Genomic DNA, 16,072 nt, shown 5'->3' on the forward strand with positions numbered 1-16,072 from the left:
GAGCGCTAATTGCGCTCACCGCGCTCACCGGTCGCCAGCACCCGCTCATGCCCCTATGATCTGGGGGCATGAGCATTTTGATCTCCCCTCACGAGCTGAGTGAGAAGATTTACCGCGGTGACAAGACGACCATCCTCGCTTCCCTCTGGGCCCCAGGGGAAGGCGAGGCCTTCAATCTTTTTTCTTCCCTTCACATTCCAACCGCCCAGTACGCGGACGCCGCGTCAGCCTTCGTGGGCCTGCCGGGCTCCAAGGTCGGGCGCAACCCACTCCCACAGGCCGAGAAGATTCAAGAGTGGATCGATCACTGGGGCCTGCGTGAGGATAGCGAGGTCGTGGTCTACGACGAAGGCCGCGGCCTCTTCGCCGGCCGCGCGTGGTGGACGCTGCGCTGGGCGGGCATCCAGAACGTCCGCATTCTCGACGGCGGCCTGTCCAACTGGCGCGCCCAGGCAATGCCCACGCTCACCGGTCCGGGCAACCTGGGCATGACCTCGAACCTTAAAGTGAAGCCGGGCTCGATGCCCACGGTCACCATCGATGAAGTCAAGGAACACAAGGGCCTGCTTCTCGACGTTCGCACGCGCAACCGCTTCGCCGGCCGCCGCGAGAACCTCGACCTGAAGGCCGGCCACATCCCGGGCGCGGTTAACCTGCCCGAGCGCCTGTTCCACACGCAGGACATCACCGTGTGGAAGTCCAAGGAAGAAATCTTGGAAATCCTTAACCAGCACGGCGTGACCAAGGAGAACGTGGACGGCGCCATCATCTACTCCGGTTCCGGCAACCACTCCGCGCTCACCATTGCCGTTCTGGAGCACGTGGGCTTTACCGGCCTGCGCCACTTCGTTGGCGGCTGGTCACAGTGGTCGGCCAACCCGGCCAATCCCGTGGAGCGCGGCGACCGCGAGCACGTCTAGAATCCTCACGTGACCAGCGTGCCAGCGCCTATCGGGCGCGCCGGGCGATTAGAGTCGGTCAATGATGCCTTTCGTACTCTTATCCCTCGCCGCCCTCGCGCTCGCGGCCGGTGTGATCGTGCTCTGGTTGGATCAGCGCCAGCGCGCCGCGCACTCCGCCGGTGACGCAGCAACCGACGCCGTTACCGACACCGATACCGGCGCCTCTGCCGACGTTATTGCCACCGATTCTGCCGACGGCGCAGCCGATGCCGTGGTCCCTGAAGCCGCCGAGCCTGAACCCGCTGAGCCCGAAGCAACCGCAGAGGCCTCCCCAGAGCCCGAGGCCGAACCTGTGCTCGCCGAAGAACCCGAGCCCACAGTAGAGCCCGTCATCGCATCCGAGCCGGAGCCTGCCCCAGAGCCTGAGGCAGAGCCGGCCGTAGAAGCAAGCAATGAACCGGCACCAGCGCACAGCTTTGCCGAGCGCGCAGAGCGCGCCAGGTACCTCGTGCCGGGCAGCGCCCGCCGCGAGCGCAAGGCTTTCGGCCAGCAGCGCGGCTGGGAATACATCAAGCACGATTCCTACCTGGCCGATGAGTGGACCCGCGGCGCAGCCGCCTGCGGCCAGGAACCCCGGGATATCGTCGCCGGAAGCGTCCGCGGCCATGAGACGCTGCTCTTCGACATGGGCTCAATCCCCGTCATGGCCATGCGCACCGGCGCGGCCTCCGACATCGTGGTGGATTTCCGCCGAGCAGGCGAGGAAGCGGAGAACCATTCTGAGGATCTGGTGTACGTGCGTGAGGAGGAAGGCTTCGAGGTCTTCGCCACCGACGCCGGCGTGGGACAGCGCCTCATCGATGCCCGCGTCACTGACGCGCTGAGGCGCCTTCCCGCCGCGGTGACCGCCGTGTGGATGGAGGGGGAGTGGGCGCTTGCCCAGACCACTCGGCAGGCGCGCAGCGCAGAGTGGGAAGCGCTGCTCGAGCCGCTGGCCACGCTCGCCGATTCCGCCCGCGTGCTCCCACCGCGCTCCGAGGCTGCCCAAGTGCTGCGCGTTGATGAGCTCGACCCGAGCCGCGATATCCCGGAGCCCCCGCAACCGGAGCCGACCGGGCCCACGGCAGTTCCGGATCGTGATGATTCCCTCGATACCCCGACCATCCAGCGCCCCACCGAACCGGTGGTCATGCCGAGCCGCACCACCAGCGAGGCCCGCGGCACCATCGACCATTCCAGCTTGGGTGCGGACGAGGTGGACGCGATTGCCGACGGCCACGAACACCCCGCCCCCGAAAATAACCAGGCCCGCCTCCCACGCCGTTTCGACGGCGGCTCCTCCATTTTCGACTAGGCCTGCCAGCCCGGCACCAGCACTAGTCGCGGGCAAGCGTGCGGCAAGAGGGTAAACTACAGGGCGGATTTTTCAAGGCTATAAAGCCACAGACTTTAAGGAGCGAGCGATGAGCCTGGATCAGCAGAAGAAGCAACGCCTAGCAAAGCTGGTGAAGGAGCTGGCCGTCGTCCACGGCAAAGTCACGCTGTCCTCCGGCAAGGAGGCCGATTACTACGTGGACCTGCGCCGCGCCACCCTGCAGCACGAGGCCTCGCGGCTTATCGGCGCGCTGCTGCGTGAGCTCACCGCCGACTGGGACTACGCCGCCGCCGGCGGTCTGACCATGGGCGCGGACCCGGTCGGGTTGGCCATCATGCACGCCGACGGCCGCGATATCGATGCCTTCGTCGTCCGCAAGGAAGCCAAGAAGCACGGCATGCAGCGCCAGATCGAGGGCTTTAACGTTGAGGGCCAGAAGGTGCTCGTCGTCGAGGACACCACCACGACCGGCAACTCCCCACTGACCGCGGTGAAGGCACTACGCAAGGCAGGCGCTGAGGTCGTCGGCGTGGCCACCGTGGTGGATCGCAACACCGGTGCTGGCGATGCCATCGCCGCCGAGGGCTTGGAGTACCGCTACCTGCTGGGCCTTGAGGACCTCGACCTTGCCTAAGCCCGAGGACGAAGCGGAAGCCAAGGGCCCTACCGAATGGAATGAGGGCCGCCACGGCGTCGGCCCCTGGGAGGGCTCGCTCCCGCAGGGCCCGGAGGCGGAGAAATACGATCCCGAGCTGCTCGCGGAAGGGGATCGTCGCAACGTCGTCGACGCCTACCGTTACTGGACGCGCGAGGCGATCCGGGAGGACATCGATAAGCGCCGGCATGCCCTGCACATCGCCATCGAGAACTTCGAGAACGATTCCAACATTGGCACCGTGGTGCGCACCGCCAACGCCTTTGCCGTCGACACCGTCCACATCGTGGGCCGGCGCCGCTGGAACCGGCGCGGCGCCATGGTGACCGACAGGTACCAGCACCTCATGCACCACGCGAACGTCAGCGATCTGATGGCCTGGGCTGCCGACCAAGGCTTAACCGTCGTGGCCATCGATAACACCCCCGGGTGCGTTCCACTGGAGACCGCGGAGTTGCCCGAGCGCTGCCTGCTCCTCTTCGGACAGGAGGGGCCGGGGGTGAGCCCGGAGGCACAAGATGCGGCGCTGATGACCTGTTCCATCGCGCAATTTGGTTCGACTCGCTCCATCAACGCGGGCGTGGCCGCAGGCATCGCCATGCATGCATGGATTCGACAGCACGCCGATTTATCAAAAGCTTGGTGAGATCCCGCGCACTGTGTTTACATCTAGGTAACGAATTCACATTTAAGAATGATGAGACAACAGTGTTAGAGAAATGGTCCCACCGCGCTGACCTCGCGGAGACAGCCATCAATGAGCGCCACGCGCAAGCCGTGTGGGGCTTGCCCCGTACCAACCTTGCCGTGGTGAGTTGGCCGCCCACCACCAAGGAATCGCTCTTTGTGCACTGGCATTATTGGTGGCAGGCGCACTATTTGGACTGTCTTGTCGACGCCGCCTTGCGCAAGAACACCAAGGCCCGCCGCGCGCGCATTTCCGATACCATCCGCGGCATCCACGTGCGCAACCTCCGCGCGCTGACGAAGAACCGTTACTACGACGACAAGGCCTGGATGGCCCTGGCTATTTCCCGTGCCGGTGAGCTGAAGAAGCAGCGCCCCTACAAGAAGCTGGGCGCCCTGCAGCACAACATCCGCGATGGCATCGATTCCCAAGTGGGCGTGCTGCCGTGGCGCGAAGGCGAGACCTTCCTCAACGTTCCCTCCAACGGGCCGGGCGCTATCATGCTCGCCCGCATGGGGCGCGTGGATGAGGCCCGCCACATCGTGGATTGGATCTACGACCACCTGATCGATGACGATGGCTTCGTCATGGACGGCATCCGCATGCGCATGGATGGGCAGGAAGTCGTCCGCAACATTCACCCCTACTGCCAGGGCGTGGTGCTCGGTGCTTGCTTGGAGATTGTGCTGGCGCTGCGGAAGCAGACGGGCCTGCGCTCCGTGGAGGACATCGACACCATTCATGAGGCCGAGCTCGCCGCGGACATGATGGATTACACCACCCGGATCCGCGGCCTCGTCCAGGCGGTGGCGACGGGAATGGCAACGTATACGGGTGTCATTGATTGGCAGACTGGCGACGGCGACGGCGGCCTCTTCAAAGGCATCCTGGCCCGCTACCTGGCTGACGTGGCGGTGCGCCTGCCGGGTGATTCCCCGGCTAACCGCGCAACGAAGAAGCTGGCCGCACGGCTGGTGACGGCCTCGGCGGAATCCGTCTGGGAACACCGCCTAGAAGTGGACGGCTTGCCCATTTTCGGCTCCGACTGGACCGCGGATGCGAAGCTGCCCCACAATTACGGTTTTGGGCCTTCCTCCTTGGGCCAAAAGGTGGGCATTATCCGCGTGGCCGAGCGCGATTTGTCCGTTCAATTGTCCGGTTGGATGTTGTTGGAAGCCTGCACCCGAATTGTGAAGTACAAGTCAGAATCCGCCTGACGGCAGAATATGCCCAGCTCAAAGGGCTGTTTGAGCCTGTGGGAGCCGGGGTTTAAGTGAGGTCACACCGCTTCTCGCGGCGGAAAACCACAATAATAGGCATACTTGGATGTTGGAACGTGTTGTTTCGCTGGATGTGAGACGGCACGGCTTACTGCACAGCAACTCCAAAGGATGGAATTTCATGCCTATTGCAACCCCTGAGGTTTATAACCAGATGCTGGATACCGCCAAGAAGGGCGGCTTCGCATTCCCGGCAATTAACTGCACCTCCTCCGAAACCATCAACGCCGCACTCCGCGGCTTCGCCGAGGCTGAGTCCGACGGCATCATCCAGTTCTCCACCGGCGGCGCCGAGTTCGGTTCCGGCCTGTCCGTGAAGAACAAGGTTGCCGGCGCCAAGGCACTGGCTGCCTTCGCTCACGAGGCTGCAAAGCACTACGGCATTAACGTTGCGCTGCACACTGACCACTGCCAGAAGGAAGTCCTGGATGAGTACGTGCGCCCGCTGATCGCCTTCTCCCAGGAGCGCGTTGACCGCGGCGAGCTTCCGCTCTTCCAGTCCCACATGTGGGATGGCTCCGCTATCCCGATCGATGAGAACCTCGTGATTGCCCAGGAGCTCCTCGAGAAGGCCCACAACGCCAACATCATCCTCGAGGTTGAGATTGGCGTCGTCGGCGGTGAAGAGGACGGTGTTCAGGCCAAGGCTGGCGCAAACCTCTACACCTCCCCGGAGGACTTCGAGAAGACCGTCGATGCCCTCGGCACCGGCGAGAAGGGCCGCTACCTGCTGGCCGCTACCTTCGGCAACGTCCACGGCGTCTACAAGCCGGGCAACGTGAAGCTGCGCCCGGAGGTCCTGGATGAGGGCCAGAAGACCGTCGTGAAGAAGCTCGGCCTGGAAGAAGGCTCCCAGCCCTTCGACTTCGTCTTCCACGGCGGCTCCGGCTCCGAGAAGGAGAAGATTGAGCAGGCTCTGGGCTACGGCGTTGTCAAGATGAACGTGGACACCGACACCCAGTACGCCTTCACCAACCCGGTCGCCCGCCACATGTTCGCTAACTACGACGGCGTCTTCAAGATCGACGGCGAGGTTGGCAACAAGAAGGTCTACGACCCGCGCTCCTACATGAAGAAGGCTGAGCAGGGCATGGCTGACCGCGTGGTTGAGGCCTGCACCGACCTGCACTCCGTGGGCAAGACCGTTTCTAAGTAAACCAACGCCCCGCTGACGCCGGCGCCAACCAGCCGCAGGCTCTAAGCGGCGTCAGCACATCTCAACAAGCCACCCTTCGCCCTCGAGGGGTGGCTTTTGCGTCCCCAACCCCATCAGCAGAACGCGTAAAATACCGGAATCATGGAAGCGCAAGAGTCATCGTCGAATTCGTCACCGGGAGCCAAACGCGTCCGCAGGACCACCCGCGAGCAGCTGCGGTTGGTGGATAAATCTTTGAAGTCGCGCTTCACGCGCATCCGCAACCGCCTGGTGTTCATGATTCAGAGCACCCTCGGTGCCGGTTTGGCGTTCTATGTTGCGCATGACTTTTTCGGCCATGAGCAGCCCTTCTTTGCCCCGATGGCCGTCATCATCATCCTCGGCCTTTCGGGCAGTGACCGCCTCAAGCGCGCCGTCGACATGTCCATCGGCGGCATCGTGGGCGTGCTGGTGGGCACGCTGCTTGTCGACGCCCTCGGGACCGGCCCCATCCACATGACCATCATCATCGGTCTGGCGCTGGTGATCGGCTCCTTCGTCACGGGTTCGCAGATGGTGAGCAACCAGATCGTCATCGCCGCCATCCTTATCGCCACCATTCTTCCGCCGGAAGAAATGGGCGGGCTCTCCCGTGCCATCGACGCCATTATCGGCGCGGTCATCGGCCTCACGATGATCGTGCTGATTCCCTCCTCACCCCTGCGGGCGGGCCGTTCGGAAGTCTCGAAGGTCCTGGGCATTACGGCCTCGGTTCTCTCCGATGTCTCCAGGGGCCTTGCGGACAATGATCCCGAAACCATCATGGAGGCCCGCGATGCCGTGCGCGGCACGCAGGCCGACATCAACAACATGCTCAACGCCACCAAGGGCGGCGCGGAGACCGCAAAGCTCTCGCCCTTCCTGTGGAGCTCGCAGCGCAACGTCCGCTCGCTGGAGCGCATCCTCACGCCCGTCGATAACGTGGTTCGCGGCACCCGCGTGCTGTCCCGCCGCGCCCTTGTGCTCGCTGAGGACGGCGACCAAGCCACAGCCGAGCAAGTGGAGCTTATCGACGAGCTAGCCGACATCACGATGGAGCTCTCCGACCTCTATACCCACCAAACTGCGCATGAGCGCCGCGTGGATGAGGCGCATGCCATTCCGGAGATAGTCAAACGCCTGCGCCAGTTGGCTGCGCGCTGCTCGATGGACGTCGCCGGCGAGGAAGCAGTGCTCTCCGCCTATGCTGTGCTCGCCCAAACCCGCTCCGTCATCGTGGACCTGCTCATGGTGTGCGGCATGTCGCGTGAGTCCGCCGTGGCGCAGCTGGTGCCCACCTCGAAGCACCCGGCCTACCCGCCGGAGGTGCGGGAAGAGGACTAGGGAGAGGACTAGGGCTTGAGACTCGGGCAGTGAGAATTTTGGAGGCAATTCGAGCTATTTGCTCGGTGAGGGTAAATCAGAAGTGACCCTGGCGGCCAATAGCGAACTGCTTTGAAAGTACCGAGGTCTTTTCACAAATGCGGAGCCACGACCGCTAGCCTCGTGCACGATGTCCTGCTTTTCAGCAGTAGTGAGAGTTGAGGGATGCTTAGGCCCACTGAGGTGATAAACCTTGTACGTATTCTCTGGAGGGTAGCTCTTAACGAATGGATTAGAGAGTGCGTAGCTCATAATTTTCCCGAGACGTTGTTCCTCGGGGTCGGATGATTTCTTAAGCGCATCTGAAGTCTTTTTATTCCAGCTAGAAGCGATTTCAATGTCTAAGACCTTTGGAAAGATTCCGACGATTCTCTGGCTGAAGTAGAAACCGATGTAGTCCACTTGTGCAAGAGGCGTAGAGGCTTCCAGGATGACGGCACCTACCCTTTGATAAAAGGTGAAAAGAGAATTGTCGGCATGCCCCAAGATGGCGGTGCTGAGTTTTGGCGTGCGTTGAGCAGCCAGCTTGGTAACACGTTCGAGGTTTTCTAGCCATAGCCTTGCATCTTGGTCTATCCAACTGGCGAGCCTAAGAATTTTCTTTAGTTCTACGGTTGGATCCACGTTGAGAAGTGAGTCCTGATGCGCACACCGGTTTCGAAGGATATTGAGGTCTGTCAACAGGGCTGCAACTATCTTCCTGTTACCTTGGCCTGGGAATGCGTTTCGAAGGTATTTTCTCCAGATTTCCTCATTGGCATCGGATTTCGTGGAAAGAAGTGAAGCCCAGTACCCCATGTTCAGATGCGCGATGATGTCGTCTTTGGTGACAGGACGCTTGTACTTCTTAGCTAGCTTCGTTGATAGCGCTGAAATATCGAAAGAATCTTGGTTCCAGCCGAAGTCAAATGGGTGAGCGTCGGCAAGTGAATCGCTCATAGCGTTTCGAAGCAAGACTTCTGTGTGATGAATTACTTCAGACAGCGCAGCTGCGATTTGCGCGTTGAGTTCATAGAGCTTCCATGCCTCTTCCGCCGTGCCGCATTCTTCGAGGTATGGGGCGAATCTGGCATCAGATACCCAAGAAATTTTGTGCGTTAGTGGCATGGGCTTGTTCTTTCGGGAGCTGAGAGTGGTAGAGTCTTCCGCAGACCGCCTAGGTGCATTGCACAATGCGCATGCGGTGAGGATTCGGTTTCGAGCCTAGTGCCGAAAAGGTAATGCTGGCCGAATCCTCCTTTCGTTTTACCTTCGCCGCGAGAATCGTGCTGGTTTTCCCGGATAGTGGCGCTGTAGTTGAGTGCGGTTGCTCGGAGGCGAGGAAGAGGATTAGGACCGCACTATCTGTAGGTCCCGCAGGTGACGGTAGAACGTCACGCGCTTGACCGGCCTCTTGGCGCGGACTCCATCGACGCTGACGCTGAGCGCCGGTCCCCCTGCCTGCACCGCCCGGCCCTGCACGACGCTGGACGGGTCGAGCTGCCCCGGCTGGGCAGGCTTGCGCAGGCGGGCGAAGAGCCCACGGCGCGGCGCTTCGTTTGCCTCAAAACTTGTCACCGCCTTCGCCGCCACGATGCCCGGCGCATCCGTCATCGGCACGAGCTTCGCGCCGAAGACATCCTTCTCGCGGTCCGCGCGCAGTAGCACGGCATCGTCGACGATGATCTCACCAGTGATCTCCTCGTTCGACCATTCTGCAATCGTTGCCGAACCCGCCACGGCGAGGCCCGCATCATTGCGGATAAGCGGCACTGGCTTGGCGGGTGCGGTTATGGCAAAGGTGAGAGCCTCCTCCAAGGCAGCACCTCGCTCGTCGAGAACTTGCCCCGGTTCTGGTAATTTCAGGCCCCAATTCAGCGCCGCGGTGGAGTGCTCCCCAGTTGGGACATAGCCCACCTCGGCCCACAGGTAATCCGCCCGCATCATGCGGGTCAGCACGGCGCTTAGCGCGGCATCGCTGCCGATGACCACGACGCGCAGCGGCTCACGTAGGAACGGGGCCTGGGGCGCCGGCCCCGGCGCACCGAGGTGGCTCACGTCTGGCTGCGCGGCAATTTCATCCAGCGAAGGAGTGGGATCCTCCGGGAGAATCTCACTGGCCAGGGCGTCAATAGCCTTCAACTCCTGCCGGCTGGGAACCTCTGCGAAGCGGAAGTGCTCGACGCGTATTCCGCGCTGGGAGGCCTCAACGAGGGCAGTGGTATGGGCGTCGGTGAAGTGGCCGCCGCAGTCTACAAGCGCACAGATCATACAAGAAGCATAGAAGCGTGGAAAGAGCTTCGCTAAAACACGCCATGCGCGGCGTGCAGACAGTGGAGCTTTCCCCAGAAAAGTAGTGCACATCACAATGCGCCAGTAGGCTCCAAGGCAACGCCCAACTTCTTAGCAATCAATTCTTAAGCCCCTAACAGCCGGAGGTAAGCACCATGTCCACTCGCATGACAACTCTTGCACTTGTATCCACCGCTGGGCTCCTAATGAGTTCGTGCAGCATCATCGGCGGTGCACTGACGGAAGTCGAGGAGCCAGCATTCACTGAGGCTGCCGCTGAGTCCGCGACGAGTTCGGCGGCGCCTACTTCTTCGAAGGCCACGTCGACATCGAGCAGCACCTCCTCCTCGAGCACCAACGCTGACTGCGACGAGAAGAAAGAACTCGAGGACACTGAACTCAGCAAGATCCTCGAGAATAAAGAAGCCTACGTGAAAGGCTCGACTGAAAAATTTGAAGACGTGAGCGTTAGTGAAGATGAATACGACGCTTGCAAGTTCCTCAGCTACGCGGTGTTGGAGGGCGAGTTTGATGGGGAGGATGTCAAAGTCCCCGTCTTCTTCACCAAGGGCGAACTCAAGGACGAGGATGCCCTCTACATCACGTCCACGTCCTTCGAAGTGGAGGAGGACGGTGAGGGCTATACCTATGAGTCCAAGACCGACGGTGACATCGTCGGTGTTAAAGGCAAAGTAAACAAGCGCCCAGGCGCCGAAGCCACCTCCATGGAAAACTCCTTCGATGGCGTGAATTCGGACATCTTCTTCATCGACGTGGATTCGGAACCAACTGAGTCCGCGGATTTGGCTAAGGATGAAGAAGACCTCCGCGGTGAAGAGCTCTTCACCATTTCCGCCGATGGCTGGAACATGGTCTGCGGCATCATTGAAGAAAACAACGCCATTGACTGTGCGCATGGCGACGGCGGGACTTGGGCCATCAAGGGTGGCAAGACCCCAATGCCGGAGGGCATGGAATTCAACCTGGTGACCTTCCTGCCTCTAGAGGGCAGTACTGAGTTCACTCAGTATGACGATGAAATCCCAACTAACGGCACAAAGATCGAGGGCAACGGGCTCTACCGAATCGGCATCGGTGACATCGAGGCCCAAATCGCCGTTGTCGACGATGGCATCATCGTCAGCACCCCGGACAAGTCGCGGTTGATGTTCACCAGTGACACCATCTACTTCGATGAGGAGGGCTCGGGCGGCGGCAGTGCCGACGATGAAAACACCGAAAACGTCTAGCCCACCCCATGCCGACACCGCATCAATTCCTGATGACCATGTCACAAACCCACCGCCATACCGTTATGCCGGGTAAAGTAGGTGCGTATTTGACTTCAATAAATAGGAAGTGACACCAATATGGCAGCGATCGTCATCGTCGGCGCCCAGTGGGGCGATGAAGGCAAGGGCAAGGCTACCGACATCCTCGGCGGCAAGGTCGATTACGTAGTAAAGCCCAACGGCGGTAACAATGCCGGCCACACCGTCGTGGTCGGCGGCGAGAAGTATGAGCTGAAGCTCCTTCCCGCCGGCATTCTCTCTGAAAACGCCACCCCGGTCCTGGGCAACGGCGTGGTCATTAACTTGGAAGCCCTCTTCGATGAGATCGATGGCCTCGAAGCCCGCGGCGCTAACGCCTCGCGCCTCAAGATTTCCGCCAACGCCCACCTCGTGGCGCCCTACCACCAGACCCTGGACCGCGTTCAGGAGCGCTTCTTAGGCAAGCGCGCCATCGGCACCACCGGCCGCGGTATCGGCCCTGTCTACGCCGACAAGGTTGCGCGCATCGGCATCCGCGTGCAGGACATTTTTGATGAGTCCATCCTGCGCCAGAAGGTCGAGTCCGCCTTGGATATTAAGAATCAGATGCTGGTGAAGATGTACAACCGCAAGGCCATCGATCCGGAGCAGGTTGTGGAGTACTTCCTGAGCTACCGTGACCGCCTGCGCCCAATGGTCATTGAGGCCGAACTTGAGCTGAACCAAGCCCTGGATGCTGGCAAGCACGTCCTCATGGAGGGCGGCCAGGCCACCATGCTGGATGTTGACCACGGAACCTACCCCTTCGTGACCTCCTCGAACCCGTCGGCCGGCGGTGCTTCAGTCGGCTCCGGCATTGGTCCTACGCGCATTAAGACTTCCCTGGGCATCATCAAGGCCTACACCACCCGCGTGGGCGCTGGTCCTTTCCCCACTGAGCTCTTTGACAAGTGGGGTGAGTACCTGCAGACCACCGGCGGCGAAATCGGCGTCAACACCGGCCGCAAGCGCCGCTGCGGTTGGTACGACTCCGTGGTGGCTCGCTACGCCACTCGCGTCAACGGTTTCACGGACTACTTCCTGACCAAGCTGGACGTGCTTACCGGTATTGGTGAGATCCCCATCTGTGTGGCCTATGACGTAGACGGCAAGCGCTACGACGAGATGCCTCTGACCCAATCTGAGTTCCACCACGCCGAGCCCATCTTTGAGACCATGCCGGCCTGGGATGAGGACATCACCGGCTGCCAGACCTTCAAGGAGCTTCCCCAGAAGGCACAGGATTACGTCCTGCGTCTGGAAGAACTCTCCGGCTGCCGCATCTCCTACATTGGTGTCGGCCCCGGCCGCGACCAGACCATCGTGCGCCACGACGTCATGCAAGACCAGTAAGGCGCCAACAAGTTCAAGCCGCACAACCTCAGGCACCGCCTCACGGCGACGGTGCCAGCCAATAACCGCCCCACTTCTCCTACAGCATCGTGCACACAACCATCAGCACGCACCATGCATAGGGAAGCGGGGCGGTTTGTGTTCTTATGGCTACATTTGTGCGTTCAATACGCCCTGCTTGGTGCCGCCTCCGGCAACGCCGCTTACCCATGCGCTGGACAAAACACCCCCGTAAGGAGTTTATTCCTGGGGAAATGTTACGGATGTGACGATGTGAGATATTTAACAATATTAACCGCGTGTCGCGATCGGACCAAATAAGGGCAGGTCAAGCATGTGTCTCAACTTGTTGTCCCCAAAAAGTTGTATTCATGGAATTTTCAGGGTTCCGTACGGTTTCTTTAATTCGTGAATGGCGTTAACGTTGGAGACGGGTTTGTTCATCGACCCTTGGAACCTCTGACCTTCTTCCAAGGTGGCAAATGTGAGCTGCTCTCGGTTGCGTAAGCTGGTTTTACCCCTTGCGCGGTCGCGCACCCCTAGCGTGATCAATACTTTCAAGTCTTAAGGAAAGGACTTCTTGATATGAACAAGAAGGCAATCAAGCGTACTGCTGTACGCCGTCGCGGCACTACGATTGCTGCCGCGGCGCTCTCTGTTGCGCTGGTTGCTCCGTTTGTGCATCCTGTTGTTGCACCGCAGACGGCCGCCGTGGCGTCTGCTGCTGAGATCACTGATGCAGATGGTAACTACATTCCGGCGGATACTGGGCGAATTTACGACAACGGTGAGGATGACGGCCTGCGATATGCCGGCCTTGTGCCGGAGTTCGTGGATGCACAGCAAAACGACCCGCAGTACGTGTTCAAGGTTCCGCATTTGAGGAAATCGGTTTGGAATACCGGTAAGACCCCGGAGGGGGATACAGATGCGAACGGTCAGTTCATCCGTTTCCGTGACAAGGCGCTGTACGACGAGATTTCGCGCATCGAGCTGGTGGGTGTGAATGGTGATCACCAGGGGTCGTTTGTAAAGCGTGATCCTCAAGGCTCCGAGTGGGGTCTGAAGTTCGAGGACTCCAAGAACTTTCCAGGTGCCTCGGGCGTTCCATATGCGTCCTACATTCAAATCTTCCTGAAGAACGGGACCCCTATTACCGATCTGGCTCTTCCGAAGGAGGGTTCCCAGGTTGACTACTACTGGGTTCGCAAGGACGGCCGGATCTTTAACAACTCCGTCCAGCACGTAAACATTGTGAATCAGGGGCAACTTGCTGCTGATACCAACGTACCGGCGAAAACCTTCGAAGCTACGGGCGCGAATGTTTACCACAACGGTATCTCGAAACAGCTGAAGTATGATCAGGGGAACGGGGTCATTAAATCCACCACAACCGCCACTATGGCGGGTAGGAACTTCGGTGGAAACAGCTATTGGAACTGGATGCTCAATGAGTACATCAGCCCAGATGTAGCAAAGCACATCACCGACGTCACGGTCTACAAATCTGACATGGAAGGCAATCCAGTAAAGGGTGCCAAGAAATGGAAGATGGACTTCGACAAGGAAACCGGTTTCGCGACCACCGCGACTCGGCCCGAACTGTCCTACAAGCCACACGAGCCTGGCATCGATGCCAAAACCAAGGATGAAGTGTGGGCCAACATGGACAGTATCGTGGGCATCCCCGCTAATGTGACCGGTAGCTACACCATCGAGTATCAGCTTGAGGAGGGGGCTGATAACCTTGCCAACTCCCCGTATGGCAAGCGCATCGACACCACCTCCTGGATCTCCGTGGACTTCACTGATGCGTGGCCGAAGACGTTGCCGAACGAGGATAAGCAGGACGGTGGCGCCGATCCGACGCTGCTGAAGAACACGCTGAAGTTCGACTACCTCAACATTGCCGATTCTGACGGTGATGGCCTCACCGACGACTACGAACGTGAGTTGGGTACGGACCCGTCAGTCGAAGATACGGATGGCGATGGTATCCGCGATGACGTGGAGGTCCTTACCGATGACACCGATCCGTTAGACCCGAAGTCTTTCCTCCCTGCTGCTCCACAGCCGGAAGCTAAGCAAGTTCTCCCACAGCCTGAGTCTCTGTCCGGCACGATTGCTCGCGAACAGGATAAGGACACCAAGGGCGAGGATATTCCGCTGCTTGATGTCACCAATGCGGATGCGGCGCCGGTGAAGATTGTTGCTGTTCCTACCGACAAGCTGAGTGAAGACGAGAACGGTAAGCCGACTTTCGACGCTGCAGACGCCATTGACGTCGCAACGCTTGATGACGTCGCCGCGATTAAGAAGGGTAAATTTACTTCCGGCAAGCTTGAACTGCAAGACGGTACGGATTACACCCTCGTTGCGGAGTCCCCGAATGGCGAGCGAACCAAGGGCGGTACGTTCAAGGCCACCAAGGATGCCCCGACTGAAGCAACCGCGACCCCGTCCATCGAACCAGTGAAGGCTGATGACACCAAGGTCACTGTCACGGCTCCTGCAGGCAGTGAGGTGAAAGTAACCCTCCCGTCCGGTAAGGAAGTCACCGCAACCGAGGACCCGGACAAACCGGGTACCTTCACTGCAGACATTCCTGAGGACGAAGAGCTCAAGGAAAACGATGAGATCTCGGCTACTGCAACGGAGGATGGTAAGAAGCCTTCCGAGCCGGCAACCGTAAAGGTTGAGGCTGCGGACGCACCGGGGCCGGAGACTCCAACCGACCCTGAGGCTGATAAGACCTACGGCGTTGACTACCCAGCACTGCAGAACCTTGCCGTGGACGGCGAGAACGCCACCGCTAAGGTTTCTCCGAAGCTGACCCTCAACGGTGAGGCCGTGGATACCTTGCCTGAGGGATCCACGTTCACGGCAGATACCTCCAACGCCCCTGAGGGCACAGAGGTGACCTTCGATGAGAATGGTGTTGCAACCATCACCGTTCCGAAGCAGGAGCCGGGTGCGCCGGCCAAGGTTTTTGAGTTGCCGATTACCGCGACTATCGACGGCACTGAGTACACCGATACCGTCGTTGTTAACGTTCCTGCCGGCGATGAGAAGCCGGCGCCGAAGGATTTGGTCATCGACAAGCTCAAGGGCCAGGAAGCATGGTCCGATGATGCCATCACTCCGATTCAGGTCTCGGCCAAGACAGCTGATGGTGCGGCGCTGTCCAACCCCACGTATGAGCTCGTCGGCGCACCCGAGGGAATCTCCATCGATGAGAATGGCAAGATTACGGGTACTCCTGCGTACAACAAGGACGCGGCTGACCTCGTGACCGAGGACGGCAACGCCGTCTACAACGTCACCGTGAAAGTCACCGATGGTGAGAGCACCGGCACGCAAACCTTCCCGCTCGTGGTCAAGGACGCAACCGCGGATACTGACGGCGATGGCCTGACGGACAAGGAAGAAGCCGAAAAGGGCACCGACCCGAAGAAGGCCGACACTGATGGTGATGGTCTGACCGATAAGGAAGAGGTTGACGGTTCCAAGAACAACGGCCAGCCGACCGATCCGACCAACGCAGACAGCGACGGTGACGGCGTTAGCGACGGCGACGAGGTCAACAACACTGATGCTGAGGGCAACCCTGCCCCCACTGATCCGAACGATGCGAATGATAAGCCTGTTGGTGAGTCTGAGGGTAAGACCTCGGTTGAGGTT

The 16,072-nt window shown here is 60.0% G+C and carries 12 protein-coding genes; 9 read left to right on the forward strand and 3 right to left on the reverse strand.

Annotation, left to right across the window (positions count from 1 at the left end; genetic code table 11):
- Positions 1-68: 68 nt before the first annotated feature.
- The 7 genes from HMPREF2967_RS05950 (at position 69) to HMPREF2967_RS05980 (ending at position 7,418) form a co-directional block, all read left to right on the forward strand.
- Positions 69-920 (forward strand): sulfurtransferase, encoded by an 852-nt coding sequence (locus HMPREF2967_RS05950; RefSeq protein WP_070685484.1) that lies wholly within the window; start codon positions 69-71, stop codon positions 918-920.
- Positions 921-981: 61 nt separating this feature from the next.
- A complete protein-coding gene (locus HMPREF2967_RS05955; protein WP_232770694.1) occupies positions 982-2,256 on the forward strand; it encodes a type III secretion system chaperone family protein in 1,275 nt (424 codons plus the stop codon).
- Positions 2,257-2,365: 109 nt separating this feature from the next.
- Entirely contained in the window at positions 2,366-2,911 is a 546-nt protein-coding gene (gene pyrE, locus HMPREF2967_RS05960) for an orotate phosphoribosyltransferase (RefSeq protein WP_070685486.1), read from the forward strand.
- Complete coding sequence (locus HMPREF2967_RS05965) at positions 2,844-3,578, forward strand: TrmH family RNA methyltransferase (RefSeq protein ID WP_369816019.1); 735 nt, start codon at positions 2,844-2,846, stop codon at positions 3,576-3,578. Before pyrE ends, HMPREF2967_RS05965 begins: the two co-directional genes overlap by 68 nt.
- 62 nt (positions 3,579-3,640) lie before the next feature.
- Positions 3,641-4,837, forward strand: coding sequence for a glycoside hydrolase family 76 protein (locus HMPREF2967_RS05970; protein ID WP_070685492.1), 1,197 nt, complete (start codon positions 3,641-3,643; stop codon positions 4,835-4,837).
- Positions 4,838-5,021: 184 nt separating this feature from the next.
- Entirely contained in the window at positions 5,022-6,056 is a 1,035-nt protein-coding gene (gene fbaA / locus HMPREF2967_RS05975; RefSeq protein WP_070523601.1) for a class II fructose-bisphosphate aldolase, read from the forward strand.
- A gap of 141 nt (positions 6,057-6,197) precedes the next feature.
- Complete coding sequence (locus HMPREF2967_RS05980; RefSeq protein WP_070685495.1) at positions 6,198-7,418, forward strand: FUSC family protein; 1,221 nt, start codon at positions 6,198-6,200, stop codon at positions 7,416-7,418.
- Between the two features lie 54 nt (positions 7,419-7,472).
- Here HMPREF2967_RS05980 and HMPREF2967_RS05985 read toward each other — a convergent pair whose 3' ends face one another.
- The 3 genes from HMPREF2967_RS05985 to HMPREF2967_RS13550 form a co-directional block, all read right to left on the reverse strand.
- Positions 7,473-8,564, reverse strand: a complete 1,092-nt coding sequence (locus HMPREF2967_RS05985) for an Abi family protein (RefSeq protein ID WP_232770696.1) — start codon at positions 8,562-8,564, stop codon at positions 7,473-7,475.
- A gap of 222 nt (positions 8,565-8,786) precedes the next feature.
- On the reverse strand, positions 8,787-9,707 hold the full coding sequence (locus HMPREF2967_RS05990) for a hypothetical protein (protein WP_070685498.1): 921 nt from the start codon (positions 9,705-9,707) through the stop codon (positions 8,787-8,789).
- A 1,045-nt stretch (positions 9,708-10,752) separates the two neighbouring features.
- Positions 10,753-10,800 carry a hypothetical protein gene (locus HMPREF2967_RS13550; protein WP_118781210.1) on the reverse strand — a complete coding sequence of 16 codons (48 nt, stop codon included), beginning with the start codon at positions 10,798-10,800 and terminating at the stop codon, positions 10,753-10,755.
- A gap of 298 nt (positions 10,801-11,098) precedes the next feature.
- Between HMPREF2967_RS13550 and HMPREF2967_RS06000 the strand changes: the two genes are divergently transcribed.
- The gene (locus HMPREF2967_RS06000; RefSeq protein ID WP_070685504.1) at positions 11,099-12,391 is read left to right on the forward strand and encodes an adenylosuccinate synthase; all 1,293 of its coding nucleotides are present in this window, start codon (positions 11,099-11,101) and stop codon (positions 12,389-12,391) included.
- Positions 12,392-12,976: 585 nt separating this feature from the next.
- Positions 12,977-16,072 (forward strand): Rad2 family DNA repair protein (locus HMPREF2967_RS06005; RefSeq protein WP_158014676.1); only part of this gene is annotated, 3,096 nt, incomplete at its 3' end.

This window comes from Corynebacterium sp. HMSC059E07 (genome assembly GCF_001814395.1).
GTDB classification, from domain to species: domain Bacteria; phylum Actinomycetota; class Actinomycetes; order Mycobacteriales; family Mycobacteriaceae; genus Corynebacterium; species Corynebacterium hesseae.

Excerpts from the sequence above, each read along its gene's own strand:
- pyrE (WP_070685486.1), top strand. The coding sequence starts at position 2,366 with ATGAGCCTGGATCAGCAGAAGAAGCAACGCCTAGCAAAGCTGGTGAAG.
- HMPREF2967_RS05990 (WP_070685498.1), bottom strand. The coding sequence starts at position 9,707 with ATGATCTGTGCGCTTGTAGACTGCGGCGGCCACTTCACCGACGCCCAT.
- HMPREF2967_RS05985 (WP_232770696.1), bottom strand. The coding sequence starts at position 8,564 with ATGCCACTAACGCACAAAATTTCTTGGGTATCTGATGCCAGATTCGCC.
- fbaA (WP_070523601.1), top strand. The coding sequence starts at position 5,022 with ATGCCTATTGCAACCCCTGAGGTTTATAACCAGATGCTGGATACCGCC.
- HMPREF2967_RS05950 (WP_070685484.1), top strand. The coding sequence starts at position 69 with ATGAGCATTTTGATCTCCCCTCACGAGCTGAGTGAGAAGATTTACCGC.
- HMPREF2967_RS06000 (WP_070685504.1), top strand. The coding sequence starts at position 11,099 with ATGGCAGCGATCGTCATCGTCGGCGCCCAGTGGGGCGATGAAGGCAAG.
- HMPREF2967_RS05980 (WP_070685495.1), top strand. The coding sequence starts at position 6,198 with ATGGAAGCGCAAGAGTCATCGTCGAATTCGTCACCGGGAGCCAAACGC.
- HMPREF2967_RS05965 (WP_369816019.1), top strand. The coding sequence starts at position 2,844 with ATGCCATCGCCGCCGAGGGCTTGGAGTACCGCTACCTGCTGGGCCTTG.
- HMPREF2967_RS05955 (WP_232770694.1), top strand. The coding sequence starts at position 982 with ATGATGCCTTTCGTACTCTTATCCCTCGCCGCCCTCGCGCTCGCGGCC.